The following is a 19,069-nucleotide window of genomic DNA, read 5'->3' as shown; positions in this document are numbered from 1 at the left end:
ATATGCGTCGTTTCATACCTATATTCTTCATGATGATTGTGATGACCAAGTTGTTAGCACAGTCTTACCATGCTATTAATTTTGATGCAAAGACCGCTGCAGCTATGGGTGCAGCCTATGTTGTAGAGTCAGAAACAGAACGCAGAACACGAGCAGATATAGAATCTATCCTTAAACATTATACCAAGGCTAGTTTATCTACAGTTGGAATATATTATTCTAAGCGTCAAGACCGCAATGCCATGCGTGATGCAGGTATATTCGGTACAGACGAGAACTATTACTATCAGCGCATCCTCTTCTTGGTTAAAGATGGTATTATGCCAAAGCTCATAGTTATTGCTGCCAAAATGATTAAGGAACCCGACAATGCTCTTTATTGGGGTCCATACCTCTATAAAACTACTAATAATGTTGAGCAGTTATGCAAGCAGTTCGAGTTAGTTGTTACTAATGGAAAACTATCCTTCAAAGATGTAACTTTCTTAGTTATCAATGAAAAGCTGCAAAAAATATTTGATTTATCCCAGCTTGCAGATGTAAATTGGAAAGAACTCTTAGATAAGGTTGGTGACTTTGATATAAAAGCAGCCAAGGAAGGTATTAAGAGTGACATTAATAAAATCGGAGCAGTCCTAGCTTCAGCAGGCAAAGGAGCCGTTGCTAGCAATATGAAAGACTTTTCTGCTCTTGGTCGAATATTCAAATCATCACCTGAAGAGCTTTACCAGCTATGTCAGAATTTCCGCAAAAAATACGAAAATATACGAAATGCAGGAAGTGTAAAGAATATCTTGATGAGCGTACTACAAGGCGATGATGCAGCAGCAGTAGGACGACTCTTTCAGATAGACAATTACAGTATCACAGGTTACATCAGTAACTATATCAAGGAGCTACAGGGACAGTACTATAAGCAACGTTGGTATATCTATTCTGATGACAGTGGCAGTAAGGTTCTTTGCGACTACAAACCCAAGGCCGAAGCCGATCGGGATGATAAATGGAATGGGTGGTTGCATTTTGTAAGTCCACGTGATAATGAGTACTGCCATGTCTTAACCTCTTCAGAGATAGCATCAGCCAAGGCAGAATCCGAACGCCTTGCAGGATGGAATCAGGCAAAGGTTGATAAGTACAACAAGGAAAATCCTGGACACCATGCGACCATGACATATTTTTTGCAGCATGAAAACCGTAGAGAATCCTATAAGCATGGCTGGGGTAAAAGGCATTACAAGCGTCATTGTTTTTATGCTTATTCTATCAAAATTGTAGACTCTTGGAGTATCAAGAATGAAGTGTATGAGGAGTTTTTCGATTCCCAGTCTATGGACGAAGGAACATTCAAAAATCGTATGGAGAGTCAACTAAGATATTACAACAGCTTAGAGCAAGACAAGCCATCTTTCGAGCGTGTAACCTATAAGTTAGGCTTTGGCGATAAGAAGTTCTACACTATGGCTGATGAGAACAAGATGAAAGGCTGTAATTCTGTCACTTTCCTTTCCAAGTGCGACGATGGAGCCAATTTAGCAGAAGGCTCATTCAACTGGAAAGAAAACGGTAAGCAAGGCAAGTCCTTAGAAGATCCCAAGTCAAAGAACTTCGCTTTAGACTATACCCAGTTAAGTTCCAATGACTCTAAAGAGCTGCAAGATAAGAAGAAAGGCTATGAAGCAGATATCGAAAATCTACAAAAGCAGATAAGAACCAATGATAATAAGCTAAATAGCTTAATAAGACAGATCCATCAAGCCAAGATGGCTCATAACGATAAGAAAGTCAGTGAGCTTCGTTCGCAATACGATAATCTCAATGCGGAACAGGGAACACTCAAAAGTCAGCTGTCACAGATACAAAACGCTTTAACGCAGATAGAAGATGCTATAGCAGAGTACTATAAGGATTTAAGTGAAGATACAGGCGGTTCTTACAGAATTAATTCCAATATGAGAGAATTAGAAAGCCTCTTTCAATTATCTTGGCAAGATGCTGGCGAGTGGGTCAATGGTGAGAATCAATACACTTTTGTCCGTCATGCTTATTGTGCACAGGTAAAGAGTGAGGTAACTTACACCGCCACTCTCACGTTATCTAAACCTCCAAGTTATCTTATACCTTGGTTTGGATGGAATCTTATAAGGATTCACCGTGCCATATTGAGCGTTGACTACAAGCTCTCTGCAGCATACTCATCCGAGAATGTTATTGAGACGATGAATCTTGATATGAGCTTATCAGAGAAAGAGCGTGCAGCAAAGGTTAATGAGCGTCAAAAGGAGTTGATGAAAGACCTCCCTGACTGTGCTATCAGTGTCAAGTACAACTATGGTAGGGATGTAGCTGAAGAAGACGACCCCGATGCAATACATCTGCTATGGGCTAGCGACCGTTTAGATGTGGCACGAGAAGTTGAATACCAGCTTAGCAATATCTACTCTCAGTTAGTACTCATTGAAAAGGTCATGAATGACCGTCAAAGAATCAAAGACTTTCTTACCAATAATTATCTGAAGCCCATCACAAGGAAATCACGAGGCACGATAGCCGAATACGCCCTAGGACGTTGGCAAGAAGCCAGCGACGAAGCCAAGAAGACTTCAGCTTCCCCAGCAGAGAAACCCAAAAAGGAAAAGTAACAGATAAAAAGCATAGCATATATGAACAAATGCTTATACATATTACTCATTGCCCTTTGCCTTGCTCTTCCAAGAGGAACGAGTGCATCCAATATGCCTACTGATCAAGTTTCATTAGAAGCCATGATTTATAATCATAAGACCATCAAGGCAGTATTAGAGTTACGTGTGCTTGCCGAGGAGGGTGTACGAGCGTATCACAAGAAGAGCATGAAAACAATGGAGGATCATGAAGCGGTAGCTAAACGGTTAGATAAATACAGAAAATGCTTTGATAAGATAGACCTCATTTTGAATGCCACAGCAACAGGCTTTCACACCTATAACAGTTTCCAAAACTGTAAGAGAAATCTCACCTCCTATTATAAACTCCTTGATACCTATACAAAAGAGATACTACTTCATGGAGCCGTTTGGACGAGTGACACCACCATTCTCTATACCAGTCAACGAGCAGTAGAGGGTGTATCCCATGAAGCAAACCGTTTATGGAAATCTTATGTAGAGCTTGCAGCTATCATAATAGGTAAAAGAAATTGTACCACAGCAGATATGATGTTGATTTTGGATGACATCAATCTCTGTATTGACAATATTGAAGCCTCTATCCGAAACGCTTATATGGAGCTATGGGCATATATGACAGTTAGGATGGGTTTTTGGAAAAAAGATTATTACCTGGCTCGTAGTATCAAAGACATTGCAAGCGATGCTCTAGGACGCTGGTTAGGCAACTCAAAGGAAGCCTTTCAGTGCTTAGAAAGGCACAAATCATACTACCATGAGCCTTTAGGCGGTGGTGGTTTAATAGGAGGAAGACGTTATAATTAAAAAGAAAGCTATCATGCCGAGAAAGAGAATATACATACTATCCATATTGCTTAGCCTAACCCTTTCTGTATTCAGTCAGGGTTATGTACAGGTAACCAAGAAGCACGAGGAATATATCATGCAGCAGTTCACCACTATGGAGACTGGTGCAGGTGCACTCACTCCACGTTTTTACTATAATATTTTACACAAGCAATATCAGCGTACTGCCAATGTAGAGAACAAACTGCTGTTCCGTATTCACATGAAAGCACGAGTTGCCGATGAGAAAGTCTATGCAGACAGCATTAAATCTGTAACCATGCGTCGTGCCAAGGTAGAAGCGATGAATATTATCGACCGCCAGCCATTGACTGATACAGCATGGCCAGTTGAGAAAAGCAAGATAGAAGGTAAGCTATCCATTTTTCAAAGTAATATCAACAATATCATGCCCTATGGTGGAACATCAGAAGACTATCGTCAGTGGAAGAATATCTACAACTGTATACAGACAGCCATCAAGGTCACACGAGAATCCTATCAAGACTCTGGTAAGAAGAAACGAGAGTACCTCGCCATCTACAAAGACATTGTAAGCAGGAACTATCATCTCACCCAACTTCTTTTGACTTGGAATAGTATCAAGAGAGCCAAGGATATGCAAAAGAACAGCAAACCACCCCAGCGATTGACTTCTATTCGTACCACTGCTTTTGACGCTATGAATCGTTGGAAGGCAGCCATGGCGGTAGACGGTTTTTCTCCAGGAGGAAAGAGAAAATGATGTAAAACGAACTAACAGCAACTTCATCCCCACAAAATCATCTTGGTAAGATGCCTTCTTAATAATCTATACCAGGAATACACCGAGGGGTATAGGGGGCGAGAAACCCCCTGAAAGAGCGAAGCCAGGTGATATAAAAAAAAAGGGACAATAAAAGAAATAAGTAAAAATAAATATTAATGCTAACAAGTAACGAAAGGAATTTATGTTAATCAGCACATTATTTTTAGCCGCCCAAGGCGGATTAGCAGGAGGCGTAGAAGGATTAAGCAGTACGATTTCTGACCTATCCCAAACCATTGGTGTAGACCTCTTTGAGGAGGACATAGACAATGTTGTGTTCCAGACCAACGAGTTCCTATGTAATCCTGATTTTATTGGCAATCAAGGTCCATTTTGGTGGATCTTGCAGATGAGTATGGCTTTAGGCGCACTCTTCTCCATCATTGTAGGAGCCAATATAGCTTATAAGATGATGGTCAAAGGCGAGCCTATTGATGTTTTCAAAATACTCAAAGTAATGGGTATAGCTTTAGTCATGATATTTTGGTACCCCCCAAGCATGACAGGTATGGGTAGCAGCAATGCGAGCATCCTTGATGCGTTGGCGTATATTCCAAACTGTATAGGTAGCTATACACACGACCTCTATGAAGCTGAAGCAACCCAGGTCAGTGAGAAATACAATGAACTCATGCCTCTAATCAAGAAGCGTGATGATATGTATGAGAAGGCTGCAGAAGTTGAAGCTGCCAGCAAATATATTAGTAAAACAGAAAGTATGGATGCTTTGTCTGAAGTTGGTGGCGGTGCTTCGGCTTCAGTTGCAACTGCAAAAGATGCTGATAAAGCCGAAAAGAAGTCTACTTTTGCAGGCCTTGTCATCGCCTTTGATAAGATCATGATGTTCCTTGCACTGGTATTATACCGAGTCGGTTGGTGGGCAACCATATTCTGCCAGCAGATACTTCTAGGAATGCTCACTATCTTTGGTCCTATCCAATGGGCTTTCTCCGTACTGCCCAAGTGGGAAGGAGCCTGGGCAAAGTGGCTTATCCGCTACTTAACGGTTCATTTTTATGGAGCTATGCTCTATTTCGTAGGCTTCTATGTACTTTTATTATTTGACATAGTTATCAGTATTCAAGTTGAGAACCTCACTGCTATCACCTCCTCACAAGGTACTATCAATGGTTATGTACAAAGTGCTTTCCTTACCTGCGGTTATCTCCTTGCTGCATCAGTAGTAGCATTAAGATGTCTTAACTTAGTTCCTGACCTTGCAGCCTGGATGATTCCTGAAGGCGACACAGCCTTCTCAACGAGAAACTTCGGTGAAGGTGTAGCATCTTCCGTTAAGGGAAGTGCAATGTCCGTTATGGGTAAAGTTTTTTAAAGTAGAAAAGTTATGGCAGTATTAAAGAAATTAGAAAACAAGATAAAGCTCGTCTTAATCGTTTCAAGTCTCTTCCTTATTGGCTGTATCGTCATTAGCCTAGGTAGTATTTTTGCAGCAAGAGGAATGGTAGCCGATGCCCACAAGAAGATCTATGTTCTTGACGGTACAGTCCCTATCTTAGTCAAGCAGACTACGATGGATGAGACCTTTGATGTAGAAGCAAAGAGTCATATCGAGATGTTCCATAATCTCTTCTTCACCTTGGCTCCTGATGATAAATATATCGACTACACCATCAAGAAAGCAATGTACTTGATTGATGAATCAGGACTGGCCCAGTACAATACCCTGAAGGAGAACGGCTTTTATAACAACATTATTGGAACGAGTACGATATGCAGCATCTTCTGTGACTCCATCAAATTAAATAAGAAAGATATGTCTTTCACTTACTATGGTCGCCAGCGTATCGAGCGACGCACGAGTATCCTCATGCGCCAGCTTATTACGGCTGGTAAGCTCCGTCGTGTGCCACGTACCGAGAACAACCCTCACGGTTTCCTTATCTATAACTGGCGCACAATAGCCAATAAAGACCTTTCAGAGACACAGAAAGCTAATTACTAACTTATCAAGCAAGCAAAATTATGGGAATAAAGAAAATGATTATGGGCGAACCAATGCCCGATAAGAACGATCCAAAATATAAAGACCGTTATGAACGAGAAGTAGAAGCAGGCAGGCAGTTTGCCGACAAGACAGGCATGAATTGGCTTGCTATGAAGATACAAATATGGGCTAACGGACACAGTAAGGCTTTCTTGGCCCTTGTTTTTGGTATTGTTATAGGCTGTTTTGCGCTTAACATCATTGGCATGGTACGCAGTTACAACGCTTCCAAGAAACATCGTTCTACCGCTGTAGAACAAGTCGATTCAGCATTACGTCAACGTCACATCATAAATAAAAGATAACATGGATGTAAAGAAAATAAATTTTAGGGATAAGAAATATGTCTTTCCAGCCATACTCTATCCAATAGTCTTATTCATAGGCTATTTTGCCATAGACATGGTTCAAACTGATGTCTCTGACAAAGATCCACGCCTAAAGACTACGGATTATCTCAATTCCGATCTTCCCGAAGCCAATACCGACAGTGTACTTGGTGGTAAGTTAGATAATGCCGAGCGAGAGTATGGTCAGATTAATGACCTATCAGGAGTAGGGAATGTAGAAGACGACCGTGATTCTATCAATAAGAAAGAAGACTATCAGTCGCAATATAGCGAGCAAGAAGCCGAGCGAATCCGCCAGCAGCAACAGCTGGCACAGATGAAAGAAGAGCGCAAGATCCGTAGTATGCAGCAGCGTGTTCGTCAAGGTGGTGGATCACGTCGAGCATCAAGTGACAACTTCGTTGCCCCTGTTTCTGATTCCGAGATAGAACAATATGAGGATCGTAGACGACAGCGTCAATTAGAGCAGATTAAAAAAGATCTCCGAGGCTTTAGGGAAGGCAATTCTTCCTCACGAAGCACTGACTATAATGGCAGTGGTCCTTATAATGGTTATGAGAACGAAGATGGACTACCCACTGCAGGATTAGGCACTAACAATAGTAGTGCTAATAACTATGGAAGCGACAGTAACCATACAGACGGCTCTACACCTTCAAATAAAGAGTCAACAGAAAGTAGTCAGACAGAAGAAGAAGTTGAAAAGGTCGTTAAGAAAGTAAAGACCGCTTCCGAATACTTCAACACAATCACCTCTTCTTCAGCTGAAGAGTCTAAGCTTATTAAAGCCATCATTGATGAAAACGTCAAGGCACAAGAAGGCAGTCGTGTACGTCTCCGTCTACTCGATGATGTAGAGATTGGTGATCTTACTATTAAGAAAGGCACCTACCTCTATGCCCAGTTATCAGGCTTCGGGCAGCAGAGAGTAAAAGGAAATGTACAAAGTATCTTTTATCACGATGATATTATTCGAGTGAGTTTGTCTATCTATGATACTGACGGTCAAGAAGGTCTTTACGTTCCACTCTCCACTTTCAAGGAAACCTCGAAAGAGATACTAGGTTCTGTTACTCAAGGTGGTACAAACATTGTAAATAATAGCACCTCTTCTACAGGCATCAAAGGTTGGGCAAATCAAGCAGTGCAGAACGCTTCACAGCAGATGATGAATGCTGCAAATAAGGTTGTTCGTAGAAACAGAGTAAAACTGAAATACGGCACCATCGTTTATCTGATAGATGGAAGTGGTAAAGAAAAGAAACAAAGAAATTAAATGATAAAAAGAAAAAATAAAGACATGAAAACTTTTAAGAAGCGATTCTTCGCACTCTTTACCATGTGCACCACTATATTTGTGGCTGTACATGCACAGAAGACTTATTCAGATATGGAAGCTCTTACTGTAAATGAAAACGTCTCCACTATCATCACCGCTTCCGAGCCTATCCGTTTAGTAGATATCTCTACCGACTCAGTAGCTGGTGATAAGCCCTTAAACAATGTTATCCGTATCAAACCCAAGAGTGGTAACCACAGTGACGGTGAGCTTTTAGGTATTGTTACCATTATCACCGAGCGTTACAGAGTACAGTATGCGCTTATCTATACCCACCGCCTGCAAGAGGCCGTTACGGATAAGGAGGTCGAGCTTGTCGAGCGCAATGCCTTCCATAATCCAGAGGTTAGTATGTCTACCACTGATATGGCAGCTTATGCGATGAAAGTATGGAACTCTCCTGCTAAATATCGTAGCACATCGACAAAAAAGGATAAAATGACGATGCGTTTGAATAATATCTATGTAGTGGGAGAATACTTTTTCATAGACTTCTCCATAGAGAATAAGACCAATTTACCTTTTGATATTGATGAACTCCGAGTGAAACTCGAAGATAAGAAGCAAGAAAAATCAACTAATGTACAGGTCATTGAGTTAAAGCCAGCTTTCATTCTTGACCGTTCTGTTAGGTTCCGCAATGGATATCGTAATGTGATAGTCCTAAAGAAGATGACCTTCCCTAATGATAAGGTACTCTCCTTAGAATTGTCCGAAAAGCAGATTAGCGGTCGTACTATCTCTTTGACGTTAGACTATGAAGATGTGCTTAGTGCAGATTCTTTCGATACACTGTTACTAAAAGAGCAATAGAAAGGAACCTTATGAAACATTTTAGAATAAAAACCATCGTATCAAAAGCATTTATCCTTTTACTCTGTTTCATCGGTTATCCTACTCTTCAAGCTGATGCACAGACTGATGTCGATCACGTTATGATAGATATAGGAGCCTCTTATCCGAAAGGATTAGAAGGTACGATAGCTTATGAGCATGAAATGAACTATCATAATGCGATGGAGTACTTTGCTAGCTACTATATCAAGTATGACAAAGATCCCGAAGCAGGTTATATCACAAAGAACTCTTTTTGGAAGAGTTATAATATGTGGACAGTGGGACTTGCCTATAAACCTTGCGTTGTGCGAGGTAAAAACTACCACGGCAACCTAAGAATAGGAGTTAGTGGAGGTAGCGATTTACACCAGGCAGTAGGTGTTGGTACACTTGGCTACGAGCACACGTTCAATCTCTATAATGGATGGAGTGTATTCTTTCAAGTTAAAGAAGATGTATCGTTAAGAGGCGAAGATCTCTTCCGTACTGGAGCCACCCTTGGCGTAAAGATTCCATTATAATTAAGAGAGGTATAGTTATGAATATAATTCCTTTATCAGATCATGTGCTTGAAGATGTCATCATGCCTTTTGAATCATATATGTTTATTACAACAAGAAAGTTTATAGAAAAGCATGATATCTTACAAGATTATATTCTAGAAAAGTTAAGTTAAGTAATATGATTAAAGTAACACAATCAAAAAGAAAGAGCATATCTATCTTACGTGTGCTGAAACTTATTCGTAGGATTATAAGTATAGCCTACAAAGTTCATCACCAGCGTTCACACAGTAGAAAGCAGTATTATAACTGGTGTTTAGTTATAATGGGCACAATGCTCGTTGGCTTTAACTCATGTGATGAATATGAGCCAAAAGACAATACGATTCATGTAGGCTATGTCTTATGTGAAGACCATAGTTGTATGCGCCCTGAAGACTATTTCCGTCAAAGCAAACAAAAAGGTATTGGTGTAGTCTTTGCAGAGCAGACAAAAGATCATCCTCTTATGGCTGTTATGTTAGAAGAAATCAATAATGCGTTCTGTGACTCACTCGGTTTATCTAATGGCACAAGTGGAAGCCTTACGGCTTTTGATGGTGTTGCCAATACACGATCTATGCAAAATAGCTATCTTACAGAAACTAAGAAAGGCAGTCCTCTTGCTATGCAACTCTTTCATTTTCATGGAGGAGGGCAGAGTGATTACCTACCCAGCGTTGCAGAGCAGCGTTTACTCATTGCTTCAGCAAAAGTATTAAATCCCATCATTGAGCAGTTAGGAGGCACGCCTATAGCTTTAGATGGTGATTGTTGGTATTGGACATCTACGGAAGTTGCTGATAACAATGGAAAGCAGGCATGGCTTTGCTCTGCAGCTAATGGTGGTATCATAGAGACACCAAAGACAGAGAAACACAAGGCACGTGCTATTATACAAATAAATTATGGTAACTAAAAATATCTACACTTATGGGATGGTTAACAGAACTCGGTAAAGCAGCTACTAAAGCTGCAGAGAAACCTCTTGCAAAAATTGGCGTAAAAATAGCAGAAAATTCTGTTAAAAATGCAGAGAAGTCCGTCGGAAGGGCATTGGCTAATGCTGCCATGAAAGAAGGGCGATATGCTTCCAAGGCTAATTATGCCAAATGGATTGAGTCTATGGGTGAAAAAACTGTTAAGGTGGAGTCCGGTTTTAAGGCTTGGGAAAAGACCCTTCCTAAGTTTAAGACAGGTTTTAAGACAGCGGAACATATTGGAGGTAGAATCACCTTAAATGCTGAAAAAGTAGCTCTTCATGGTTCAAAATCGGCAGGCGAAACCATCGTTCAGGGTATTAAGATGGGTGAGAAGATTTCCGGAGAGACTGCCAAGAGAGCAGCAATTCTCAATAGGGAGGCACTGAAGCGAGCAGCAAAGGTCGGTTATTCAGAAGGTGGTAAGATTATCAATAAGACAGCCGGCTGGGCAGGGCAATATGCAAAGTACACAGCCAAACACCCTGTAGCCAGTTTTATCCTCTCATCTGTTGCTTATCATCAAATATCAGGTCGTACCCTTCTTCCTGATTTGATGAAAGCCATGGGTGGTGATGAAGCAACTAAAAAGGGTCTTATTGGTGTTTTAGGTGAGACTACACTAGGCAAGAAAGTCGATAAGCAAGGACAAGAGGTCGGTATGATGAGCAACCTAACAGATGTTCTCTTTGGAGAAGGCAGTTATGATAAGTTCAGGGATCAGATGGGAGCTATCGAAGGTGAAGCAGTAGGACTATATCAAGGCGTTAAAGGCGGTGTTTCTTCTGTTGTAGGAGAAGGTGCTAATCTCTATGAGTCAGGAAAGGAACAAATAGGAAGCTATTTTACTGGTAACGGAATGGTTACTAATGGTACAGGTGGTTACTATGACCCTACAACTCCACAATACCCATCAACGTCACAGATGATGGGAGAAAGTTCTCCACAAGGTATGCAAGGAAGGCAAGTTCAGCAGGGAGGCATTACTGGAACTATGATGAATGGTGTAAATCAAATCTCACATGAGCTAACAGGTGGTAATGTCTCCAAGATGAACTTAGCATCTCTAGCCCTGTCTTCTTATATGATGTTTGGTCCTTTCGGTTGGTTAGGTAAGATGGCCAGTTTGATGTTAGGTGGTATGACTATGCGTAATATCAACCATCGTCAGCCAGCGAACCAACCCCTGCAGCAAATGCCGCGCTATGCCACCGCACCTACTATGTCAGAAGATCGCCCACGTCTACAGTTAGAGATGCCGACCGAGGAAGAGCCGACTATTCATCGTTCACGTGGCATTAAGTAAGAAAATTCAGTTAAACTAACAAGTATAAATTATGGAAATGACAGATTATAAGGATATGCTCTTAGAGTCGGCAAGTGGTTTTATGATGCCCTTTACACTTGAAGATAAGGAAGAATTAAGTGTTATTCTTCCTTTCGGTGAGCAGACACATCCAAAGACTGGAGAAAGATTCCAACATAAAGGTATAGACTATGCCATTAAAGATCGTCCCCTCTATGCTATAGCAAGCGGTATGGTCATCGGTGCAGGTCATGACGCTGTACATGAGAATTATATTATCACACGTTATGGAAAGTACGAGATTACTTATGGTCACGTATCAGAGGCTTATAGCCCTTATGGTACAAATGTCAAAGCAGGACAAGAGATAGCTCATGCAGGCGATTTCCTTCACTTAGGAGTACGCTTTAATGGTAAGGAACTCAATCCTGAAAACTTTCTTGCTATGATATGGGCAAATATACAGCAGTTAGCAGCTATGGGTATCTCTCAACAGCCCACCAATGAAAAATTAGGTAGCAAAAAGATTACAACCAAGTATGATAACTGCCATGATGAGATTATAGCTTTAATGCTCCGCTATTTGCCTACTTATATGAATGAACTTCGCACAAAGGTCTATACTCCACCTAAGAAGATGGAATCTTCTCTGCGGAATATCCTTTCACAAGCAGCTAATAAGAATTACTTCTATGAGAGTATTCCCAATTTGAGTAATCCACTCGGTCTGTCTGATCGAAGTGCACCGCTTGTTGAAAAGATACAGGAAATTCTTATAGAAGACTTCCTTAACTTTTTAGCGTTGCGTCAAGGAATCTATCCTTCTTCGTGGGATGAGACGCAAAAAAAAAACTTTCTGAAGAAGCTGCCTCAAACGGCATGATGGTTGATCCTCTAGAAAATCTAGACATAGATATACATAGCTATGACATCAGCCGTGAAGCCTCCGTCTACTTTGATACGCCAGGTACACGTTGCTGGACCAAGGCGTGGTTCAATGGGCGTGTCAAAGGAGAAAAGGCTATAGAGATAAACCGTCAGTTAGCCCTCAAATTTATCAATGACGAAATCTTACTTGACGATTGGCTAGCACGTTTCTATCCAAAACAAATGAATGTCTGTCATAAAGCTATCGAACAGGCACGTAAACAGTTATTAGGCATATAATATCTACTTTTATGGCAAATAAGAACCAACATTTCGGAGAATTGGAGTATTGCTTCGGTCAATACTTCAGCAGATATTGTGCACCTATTATTACGAAAGACTATAACTATTACCAACGCAAGCAGCAAGAGGAGTTTAATAAAGCCTATAATGAAGATATACCATCTTATTACGGTGCAGGTTCCGTCATGCAGCCCATGCTGCGTGTACAGGCCTCTAATATTGTAGCCCAATCATCAGGGAAATGGAGTAAGAAGAATCTCGATAATTTCATAGATGGTGTGGTCAACAAGATTGTCTCCAATAAGAATTTTCAAAAGGACTGGGGAAACCTCATTGACAGATACAGAGAATCCCTGGTTGCCAAATTAGGCACAAAGGGATATATCAGAGTAGCTGAAGCCTTAGGCAAAGCAGAAGGACAGAAGCTCGTAGACCCGGCTGTTCACTATGGACAGATACGCTTTATTGAACTTGTCAAACTCCACTTGGCTCGTGTAAATATGCCAAGATCCTCTATGGAGTATATTTTGAAGGAAGCAGCCAATAGTTCTTTAATGATAACCTTAGGACAACGCTTTATGCGTGCTCGTAATCTTTCTCCAGCAGAGGAAGCAGCACATGATTTAGGCAACAAGCTATATAATCCATCGAAGAAAGAGAAAGCAAGTGCTTTCGTTTTTGGAGCTGTGTTAGATGCCCCAGCTCTTGACGGAATGGGTACTTTAGCTGCTGTTCCAGTAAAGGGATCCGTTAAAAGGGCGGGTAATCTCCTTGCAAGAAAAGGTATCATAAAAGCTGGTTCCTGGCTAACAGATTATTCAGCTTTAAAAGTAGCTTCCAAGGCATCTTATTTCAAAGGCTTGGCTACCAGTGTTGCTATAGATTCAGGGCTTAACTATTGGGCTTCATCAAAGGTTGGAATTGACACGGCAAAAAAGTCTTATAGTAAAACAGTGTTTGGCAATGAAGACACTCTAAACAACTATCAAAAGAAAGGTGCTAGGTATAAGAGGAATGGTACAGAGTATATCTCAAATATCAATGATGGCTTAGGTAAAAAGATAAAGGTTGCTCCTATGCGTCCTCATGTAAGTAATACTGTTACTTACAAGGATTCAAACCACCTTTTAACAGAGGCAAGAGGCAATTCAAGGAAACTCCTAAAGTCTGTAGCTACCATGCTAAGCAGTCAGGCCCTCCCTTATAAAGACAAAGCTACAATTCCTGGATGGATGTTACATAAAACATCGAAGCAGTGTCGTGCCTTCTCTAGTTCGTTTCTCTCTATAGCCAAACAGATGTCCGCGCAAGGTTTACGAGTATATAATATAAACGGTAAGAATATGACACTTGCACAGGTCTCACAGCGTGCTGGAGACTACGCTAAGGCAGCAGTTCTTATCGATCAAGCCACTGCAGAGAGAAAAGCTGTTAGGGCTGCCGCTTTCAATAAGCAAACCACGACCCATCATCAGCCTAAATTTAAAACATCCTCGATAGAGCCTTCCAAGCAACAGCCTATAATCAGTAGCACAATGAGTCCTTCAGCTCAAAACAATACCGTACCATATCAGAATGTACCCCCGACCGTACCACAGGAGGGTCCTGTAGCACCAAGTACAGCAGGATGGGGGCCTTACTTAGAAAAGGCAGGGCTAAATGATTTTGGAAATATCACAAAGAATTTAGGCTATGTGATAGCTATGCTTCCTGATATGCTTATCGGTATGTTTACTGGTAGGAATGAGTCCTTTACATTAGGGAACAATATTATACCATTAGCAGCTATTGCAGCAGGTCTATTTAGTAAGAACCCACTATTAAAGTTAATGTTCCTCGGATTTGGAGGCATGAATCTCCTAAACAATGCAGGTCATGAAATGTTAGGAGTTCCCCAGCCATCAGCTCCCAGGAAAAACTATAAGAAATATGATGATGAGCCACTCAACCCACGTCTAAGCAATGTGGCATTGAAAGGGCGATCATTAATAGCAGATATAGACAATCAACCTGTTGTTATAAATATTTCTGACACAGCAGTAGACGCATTTGAAAAAAAAGCCCTACCTTTGAACACGCTTGCAAATGCTGTGTTAAGAAAGTATGACGAAAACAGAGCTTCAGCTGCTAACAGCTATAACAGAACTTTAGCTTCACAGGAAGAACAAGAACAACAGCGAGGTTATGGATTGAAATAATTTCTTTACTATCAATGCTTGTTAGCACCCCTGCTGGCGTAGAAGAGTTGCGTCGGTGGGGGTTTACTATAATAAAAAAGTGGAGATGAAAATTCTTCCCCACCCAGTATTTGAATTGAGACTATATTAAATACATTATTTTTACTCTATAGCAAAAGTGTAACACAGAATTGCATGGTTTACACCGAACATATTTCCAAGGAAATAAACTCCATATTCACCTTTCTGAAGTTGTGCTGCTGGTACAGTCAACAGAGAAGAGTGATCACCATAACTCTTATATCCAAAGGAAAGATAACCAGCTTTATTAGCATCGTCTGCCTTTTCTGTATTAATAAGTGATGCCTTGGTCTGTAACCAATGGAGCCGTCTGTCACTCTTTGTTGTCTTAAAACGAACAATCTTAAAAGCTGTAATAGCTGTTTCCCTATCTTTGCATCTAAGGGCAGCTATGATATTCAAATCTTTACCAGTACCAAGAAAAACCGTCTTAGAGTGGGGTGTATTAAACGTCAAGTCTTGACCTTCTGCGCCTGCAAGATTATTTGCAATACCAGCTAAATCTCCTACACTGTAAGCAGAGTTCATGACTTGCATACTTGTAAGTAGTCCGTTCAGAGACTCTGTATGTGCAGAAGCTATTATACCAAGGTTACCCACCACACCTGCTGCAGAGGCAACATTTCCAATGATAGATGCTATCTTGCCAAATTTATTTTTATGCGTTTTAATCTCTCCCATCTCATAAGGAAGAGCTTTTAAGTCATTGCTTTCTGTTACAATATAAAATAGATCAGCAGATGTCGTATCCGGTTCTGCAACAGTTACTTCTTGTGCAGATATAGTATTAATCATTCCTCCAGCTATCAGAGATAGGAAAAGGAGCAATGTTTTAATTGTTTTCATTTTATAGATATGTTTTAATGAGTAAGAGAATTATTCGTAATCAATATGAGCAGCTTGTTCTGCCATATCAAGTTGTACTTTAGGAGTTTCTGCAGAGTAAAAGGTGTTTGATTTTACGGTATTTGCTAACACTTCACGTGAGACTCTCTTACGTGCCACCCAATTACTAATTTTTGCTTCAGTTCTTGGCTGAAATAGTTCCCATCCTTGTAAAGTTAGATAATTGAGCCCGTCTATCTGACTATTAAAGAGAATTGATTTCCCTTCTTCATTTTTTAAAATAGAAGGTTTATAATTTGAGCCATTCCCTGAAGAAATTAGTATAACAAAACAATGTTCTCCATTTGACATATTTGCACCTCGCACCTGTATCCATGAGTACATATAATAATCTTTTTGTGTATCAGGTGTATTTTTAGCTTGTGCCATTCCATTTATCACCATACACATGAGCATAGCTATAAGGAAAAGTCTTATCTTCTTCATAACCTATAAACGTTAATGAGTACGCTAAGAAAAGCGTACCCATGATTAATAATTTATTTTAGAACAACTTCTGATGATGATCATGTGACCACCCCATAGCATCCTTATAATTGCTATTTCTTTTGCCACTCTTACGGCTATTACCACCGCCAAGTGCCGCCTTTATTCCTGCCCCAAAGATGCAGGCACATACTGCTAATTCAAACATAATAATTTCCTTTCTATCATTTAAGTTCAGTAATAACTACTTACAAAGTTATTAATTTATTTTCAGTTTACAAAATATTTCTCTTATTAAATACGTCAAAGTCTTTTATTTTAGGGAGGCTGTAAGAGCTTTGTAGCCTCCCTGTACACGCAATTATTTCTTTCTCTTCTTTGGAAGAACCCACCCTCTTTGTTCTGCTACAGCTTGATTAAACATTATCCATACTTTCTCATCCAAGAACTCAAAGTGCATTGTACCTTTCTTAAAGCCCTTCACTCTAAAGAAAGCCCAATTAAACCAAGTGCCCCATTGGATTTTATTATCATACAAGAACTGTCCTATATCAGGTATAGCATCATAATTCTCTCCAGTAATATAGCAAAGAGCTTTAATCACGTCTTGCATCATTGTATCATGACTTGTATAGCTGCGCTGTACAAAAGCTGTTGGCCACCGTGCATCGTATGAAGTCATATCAGGCACAATAAACTTCTTATTCACCATATAGTTAGCATTTGTCTTCCACGTCTCTCCGGCAGTAGAGTTTTCAGAAGAGAAAGAGCAAATCATATCAAACGCTTCCAATAGAGCTGTATCCATTCGTTGCTTTGTGGTTTGCATAACCATGTTCAGTACCTGGTAGATATTGTGCATGGTGAAAGGCACATTTGTTTGCTGTTCCACGAATTTATTTATCTGCTCACGTAATTTCTGTGTAGCATATTTTTCCATGTTGAGCTTATCAAAAATCAACCTCCAATAATACTTTTGCAAAGCCTTCTTATATTGTTGATGACTTACATGTACCACAGCATTTGAACCATCTACAACTGCAAATTTTACAGGCAGGAATCGGTTTCCTTCGCCATTAAAACAAGCAATAGCATTAATCTTCTCGGCAGCAGCCATCGTTTCATCAAAAAGGCGTACAGCAGAAATATAACGATTAACCATGTCACGCACAACGTTATACTGTACTAATCCTTCTGTTTCGTTTGCATCAAGAATATCAGCCTCATTAGAGAACATATAAGCGTCGAACTCATTAACTCCCTCGCCCTCCTTGTAGAGCTTTACCATGCTAACATTAACCTTTGTCTGTCTTTCCGCACAGCTAAACACGTCGCCAAGGTATTCCTTACATCCATACAGCTTAACTGTTTCTATGAGCTTTTCTTTAGTAGCATTATATTCCCAGCCTTTATCAAGATTACTACTATTGCACAACGCAATAATTGTACATCCTGCAGGTGCAATTTCAAAAGCATGTAAGATATGCTTAGCCCCTTCAGAAAAAGGCGGATTCATTACGATATAATCTACATGACTTATCTGCTCAGAAGAAACAGAAAGAAAGTCATCTGCAATAATATCACATTTGTCAGTCAGCAGTTTCTTTAGGTTTTCGTCCTTTTCACATGCAATCACTCTACCAGCTCCATTTGCTTTAAGCCAGTCTACAATGTTTCCCTTGCCTGCAGATGGTTCAAGAATTGTCTTACCAACAAAGCTCTCACCCATCATCATTGTGTTTATTACCTCTACAGGTGTAGGGTAGAAATCTGCGTTATTTGTAAAAACGTTCATTGTGTCTTATTTTTAATTATCTGATTATTCGTCTATCAATTCTCCATTCTCGCCAATCCAAAGCATTGCCCCCTCACCGTTCCAGTAGAAGTCGAACGCCCTGTTCAGAGGGTTGTATATACCCTCAACAATAGTTCTCTCTTTGAGTCCCTTAACCTCGGCCAAACACCATTTGCCCGCTTCGGTAACAACCTTTACTCTTGCTTTTGCCTTGTAGCTCATCTTCTTCTGTATGTTTCAAAGTTATACATATTTTCATCACAATGTGGGCAGTAGAAAGGATAATCCAAAATCCTCTCATATTGTACTGCATGACCGCATTTCACACAATAGCGATACGTTCGCTTCTTAGGATTTGCTTGTTTCATAATCTTTTGTTGTTTATTTGTTGATTATTTCTTTATTATCATTAACCTTACCGTTCAGTATATCAGGTAACATCTGAAAATTATCTACTGTGGAAAGAGGGAAAGCATATTGATGTATATACCAGCTATTATTAAAATTTACGCTATGACATACAAGGAAAATCCCTTCCTCTTGCAGTTTATATACTAATATCCCAGCATTCTTTTTGAAAGCACGTACACCAGCGCATAATGCACACGCTTGCAATTTCATTTCTCTATTCGTCCCACAAAACCAATCATAGACTTTGTAGACCTTGCCGTTAACGTAAACAGCGAAAATATATCTTTTGTTCATAACATCGAGTGTTAAAGGGTTTATAATTAATTTCGGGCATCCTGATTCTCAACCTTAAAAGGTTTTTTGGATCTTCGACCCGAACTTTTTTTTATTCCGGTGTAACCGTCATCTCGAACCTTTTATGTGCAAGGTAAGAGTACTGGCT

Annotated in this window: 21 protein-coding genes; 14 read left to right on the top strand and 7 right to left on the bottom strand. The window is 40.2% G+C overall.

Annotation, left to right across the window (positions count from 1 at the left end):
* The first annotated feature begins 2 nt into the window (after positions 1 to 2).
* The 14 genes from HMPREF9018_RS07375 to HMPREF9018_RS07310 all read left to right on the top strand — a co-directional run bounded on the left by HMPREF9018_RS07375 (position 3) and on the right by HMPREF9018_RS07310 (position 15,029).
* Positions 3 to 2,642, top strand: a complete 2,640-nt coding sequence (locus tag HMPREF9018_RS07375; RefSeq protein WP_039864644.1) for a coiled-coil domain-containing protein — start codon at positions 3 to 5, stop codon at positions 2,640 to 2,642.
* Positions 2,643 to 2,663: 21 nt separating this feature from the next.
* The gene (locus HMPREF9018_RS07370) at positions 2,664 to 3,473 is read left to right on the top strand and encodes a hypothetical protein (protein WP_008450034.1); all 810 of its coding nucleotides are present in this window, start codon (positions 2,664 to 2,666) and stop codon (positions 3,471 to 3,473) included.
* A gap of 13 nt (positions 3,474 to 3,486) precedes the next feature.
* On the top strand, positions 3,487 to 4,239 hold the full coding sequence (locus HMPREF9018_RS07365) for a DUF5045 domain-containing protein (RefSeq protein ID WP_008450038.1): 753 nt from the start codon (positions 3,487 to 3,489) through the stop codon (positions 4,237 to 4,239).
* Positions 4,240 to 4,444: 205 nt separating this feature from the next.
* Entirely contained in the window at positions 4,445 to 5,635 is a 1,191-nt protein-coding gene (locus HMPREF9018_RS07360) for a membrane protein (protein WP_008450044.1), read from the top strand.
* Positions 5,636 to 5,647: 12 nt separating this feature from the next.
* Positions 5,648 to 6,265: a conjugative transposon protein TraK gene (traK, locus tag HMPREF9018_RS07355; protein ID WP_008450036.1), complete on the top strand. Its 618-nt coding sequence runs from the start codon at positions 5,648 to 5,650 to the stop codon at positions 6,263 to 6,265.
* Between the two features lie 20 nt (positions 6,266 to 6,285).
* Positions 6,286 to 6,612 (top strand): hypothetical protein, encoded by a 327-nt coding sequence (locus HMPREF9018_RS07350; RefSeq protein ID WP_039864643.1) that lies wholly within the window; start codon positions 6,286 to 6,288, stop codon positions 6,610 to 6,612.
* 1 nt (position 6,613) lies between these two features.
* A complete protein-coding gene (gene traM, locus HMPREF9018_RS07345) occupies positions 6,614 to 7,933 on the top strand; it encodes a conjugative transposon protein TraM (protein WP_008450022.1) in 1,320 nt (439 codons plus the stop codon).
* A 24-nt stretch (positions 7,934 to 7,957) separates the two neighbouring features.
* The gene (gene traN / locus HMPREF9018_RS07340) at positions 7,958 to 8,809 is read left to right on the top strand and encodes a conjugative transposon protein TraN (protein WP_039864655.1); all 852 of its coding nucleotides are present in this window, start codon (positions 7,958 to 7,960) and stop codon (positions 8,807 to 8,809) included.
* A gap of 11 nt (positions 8,810 to 8,820) precedes the next feature.
* On the top strand, positions 8,821 to 9,354 hold the full coding sequence (locus HMPREF9018_RS07335) for a hypothetical protein (RefSeq protein ID WP_008450001.1): 534 nt from the start codon (positions 8,821 to 8,823) through the stop codon (positions 9,352 to 9,354).
* Positions 9,355 to 9,514: 160 nt separating this feature from the next.
* The gene (locus HMPREF9018_RS07330) at positions 9,515 to 10,294 is read left to right on the top strand and encodes an Lcl C-terminal domain-containing protein (RefSeq protein WP_008449993.1); all 780 of its coding nucleotides are present in this window, start codon (positions 9,515 to 9,517) and stop codon (positions 10,292 to 10,294) included.
* A 14-nt stretch (positions 10,295 to 10,308) separates the two neighbouring features.
* A complete protein-coding gene (locus HMPREF9018_RS07325; protein WP_008450030.1) occupies positions 10,309 to 11,661 on the top strand; it encodes a hypothetical protein in 1,353 nt (450 codons plus the stop codon).
* Positions 11,662 to 11,692: 31 nt separating this feature from the next.
* Positions 11,693 to 12,544 (top strand): M23 family metallopeptidase, encoded by an 852-nt coding sequence (locus HMPREF9018_RS07320; RefSeq protein WP_008450020.1) that lies wholly within the window; start codon positions 11,693 to 11,695, stop codon positions 12,542 to 12,544.
* Positions 12,544 to 12,828 carry a hypothetical protein gene (locus HMPREF9018_RS07315; RefSeq protein ID WP_008449994.1) on the top strand — a complete coding sequence of 95 codons (285 nt, stop codon included), beginning with the start codon at positions 12,544 to 12,546 and terminating at the stop codon, positions 12,826 to 12,828. Before HMPREF9018_RS07320 ends, HMPREF9018_RS07315 begins: the two co-directional genes overlap by 1 nt.
* 11 nt (positions 12,829 to 12,839) lie before the next feature.
* Complete coding sequence (locus HMPREF9018_RS07310) at positions 12,840 to 15,029, top strand: hypothetical protein (RefSeq protein WP_008450009.1); 2,190 nt, start codon at positions 12,840 to 12,842, stop codon at positions 15,027 to 15,029.
* A 141-nt stretch (positions 15,030 to 15,170) separates the two neighbouring features.
* On the opposite strand, the gene HMPREF9018_RS07305 is transcribed toward HMPREF9018_RS07310, so the two are convergent.
* The 7 genes from HMPREF9018_RS07305 to HMPREF9018_RS07285 form a co-directional block, all read right to left on the bottom strand.
* On the bottom strand, positions 15,171 to 15,935 hold the full coding sequence (locus HMPREF9018_RS07305) for a hypothetical protein (RefSeq protein WP_008450028.1): 765 nt from the start codon (positions 15,933 to 15,935) through the stop codon (positions 15,171 to 15,173).
* Between the two features lie 30 nt (positions 15,936 to 15,965).
* Positions 15,966 to 16,421: a hypothetical protein gene (locus HMPREF9018_RS07300; RefSeq protein ID WP_039864642.1), complete on the bottom strand. Its 456-nt coding sequence runs from the start codon at positions 16,419 to 16,421 to the stop codon at positions 15,966 to 15,968.
* A 58-nt stretch (positions 16,422 to 16,479) separates the two neighbouring features.
* A complete protein-coding gene (locus HMPREF9018_RS11115; RefSeq protein ID WP_008449991.1) occupies positions 16,480 to 16,629 on the bottom strand; it encodes a hypothetical protein in 150 nt (49 codons plus the stop codon).
* Positions 16,630 to 16,782: 153 nt separating this feature from the next.
* Positions 16,783 to 18,216, bottom strand: coding sequence for a class I SAM-dependent methyltransferase (locus HMPREF9018_RS07295; RefSeq protein WP_008449984.1), 1,434 nt, complete (start codon positions 18,214 to 18,216; stop codon positions 16,783 to 16,785).
* Between the two features lie 24 nt (positions 18,217 to 18,240).
* Positions 18,241 to 18,438, bottom strand: coding sequence for a hypothetical protein (locus tag HMPREF9018_RS07290; RefSeq protein ID WP_039864641.1), 198 nt, complete (start codon positions 18,436 to 18,438; stop codon positions 18,241 to 18,243).
* Positions 18,435 to 18,584: a hypothetical protein gene (locus HMPREF9018_RS11015; RefSeq protein ID WP_157794590.1), complete on the bottom strand. Its 150-nt coding sequence runs from the start codon at positions 18,582 to 18,584 to the stop codon at positions 18,435 to 18,437. The genes HMPREF9018_RS07290 and HMPREF9018_RS11015 overlap by 4 nt, the downstream gene beginning before the upstream one ends.
* Positions 18,585 to 18,597: 13 nt before the next feature.
* Positions 18,598 to 18,921, bottom strand: coding sequence for a hypothetical protein (locus tag HMPREF9018_RS07285; RefSeq protein WP_039864640.1), 324 nt, complete (start codon positions 18,919 to 18,921; stop codon positions 18,598 to 18,600).
* Positions 18,922 to 19,069: the final 148 nt, after the last annotated feature.

The organism is Prevotella amnii CRIS 21A-A, assembly GCF_000177355.1.
Taxonomy (GTDB): Bacteria; Bacteroidota; Bacteroidia; order Bacteroidales; family Bacteroidaceae; genus Prevotella; species Prevotella amnii.
Note: the sequence above shows the minus strand (reverse complement) of the source record. Positions and strands in the feature narration are given on the sequence as shown.

Coding starts and splice junctions, on each gene's coding strand:
- HMPREF9018_RS07305 (WP_008450028.1), bottom strand. CDS start 15,935: ATGAAAACAATTAAAACATTGCTCCTTTTCCTATCTCTGATAGCTGGA.
- HMPREF9018_RS07310 (WP_008450009.1), top strand. CDS start 12,840: ATGGCAAATAAGAACCAACATTTCGGAGAATTGGAGTATTGCTTCGGT.
- HMPREF9018_RS07370 (WP_008450034.1), top strand. CDS start 2,664: ATGAACAAATGCTTATACATATTACTCATTGCCCTTTGCCTTGCTCTT.
- HMPREF9018_RS07360 (WP_008450044.1), top strand. CDS start 4,445: ATGTTAATCAGCACATTATTTTTAGCCGCCCAAGGCGGATTAGCAGGA.
- HMPREF9018_RS07300 (WP_039864642.1), bottom strand. CDS start 16,421: ATGAAGAAGATAAGACTTTTCCTTATAGCTATGCTCATGTGTATGGTG.
- HMPREF9018_RS07290 (WP_039864641.1), bottom strand. CDS start 18,438: ATGAGCTACAAGGCAAAAGCAAGAGTAAAGGTTGTTACCGAAGCGGGC.
- HMPREF9018_RS07335 (WP_008450001.1), top strand. CDS start 8,821: ATGAAACATTTTAGAATAAAAACCATCGTATCAAAAGCATTTATCCTT.
- traN (WP_039864655.1), top strand. CDS start 7,958: ATGAAAACTTTTAAGAAGCGATTCTTCGCACTCTTTACCATGTGCACC.
- HMPREF9018_RS11115 (WP_008449991.1), bottom strand. CDS start 16,629: ATGTTTGAATTAGCAGTATGTGCCTGCATCTTTGGGGCAGGAATAAAG.
- HMPREF9018_RS07375 (WP_039864644.1), top strand. CDS start 3: ATGCGTCGTTTCATACCTATATTCTTCATGATGATTGTGATGACCAAG.
- HMPREF9018_RS07325 (WP_008450030.1), top strand. CDS start 10,309: ATGGGATGGTTAACAGAACTCGGTAAAGCAGCTACTAAAGCTGCAGAG.
- HMPREF9018_RS07350 (WP_039864643.1), top strand. CDS start 6,286: ATGGGAATAAAGAAAATGATTATGGGCGAACCAATGCCCGATAAGAAC.
- traM (WP_008450022.1), top strand. CDS start 6,614: ATGGATGTAAAGAAAATAAATTTTAGGGATAAGAAATATGTCTTTCCA.
- traK (WP_008450036.1), top strand. CDS start 5,648: ATGGCAGTATTAAAGAAATTAGAAAACAAGATAAAGCTCGTCTTAATC.
- HMPREF9018_RS07295 (WP_008449984.1), bottom strand. CDS start 18,216: ATGAACGTTTTTACAAATAACGCAGATTTCTACCCTACACCTGTAGAG.
- HMPREF9018_RS07330 (WP_008449993.1), top strand. CDS start 9,515: ATGATTAAAGTAACACAATCAAAAAGAAAGAGCATATCTATCTTACGT.
- HMPREF9018_RS07315 (WP_008449994.1), top strand. CDS start 12,544: ATGGTTGATCCTCTAGAAAATCTAGACATAGATATACATAGCTATGAC.
- HMPREF9018_RS07320 (WP_008450020.1), top strand. CDS start 11,693: ATGGAAATGACAGATTATAAGGATATGCTCTTAGAGTCGGCAAGTGGT.
- HMPREF9018_RS11015 (WP_157794590.1), bottom strand. CDS start 18,584: ATGAAACAAGCAAATCCTAAGAAGCGAACGTATCGCTATTGTGTGAAA.
- HMPREF9018_RS07285 (WP_039864640.1), bottom strand. CDS start 18,921: ATGAACAAAAGATATATTTTCGCTGTTTACGTTAACGGCAAGGTCTAC.
- HMPREF9018_RS07365 (WP_008450038.1), top strand. CDS start 3,487: ATGCCGAGAAAGAGAATATACATACTATCCATATTGCTTAGCCTAACC.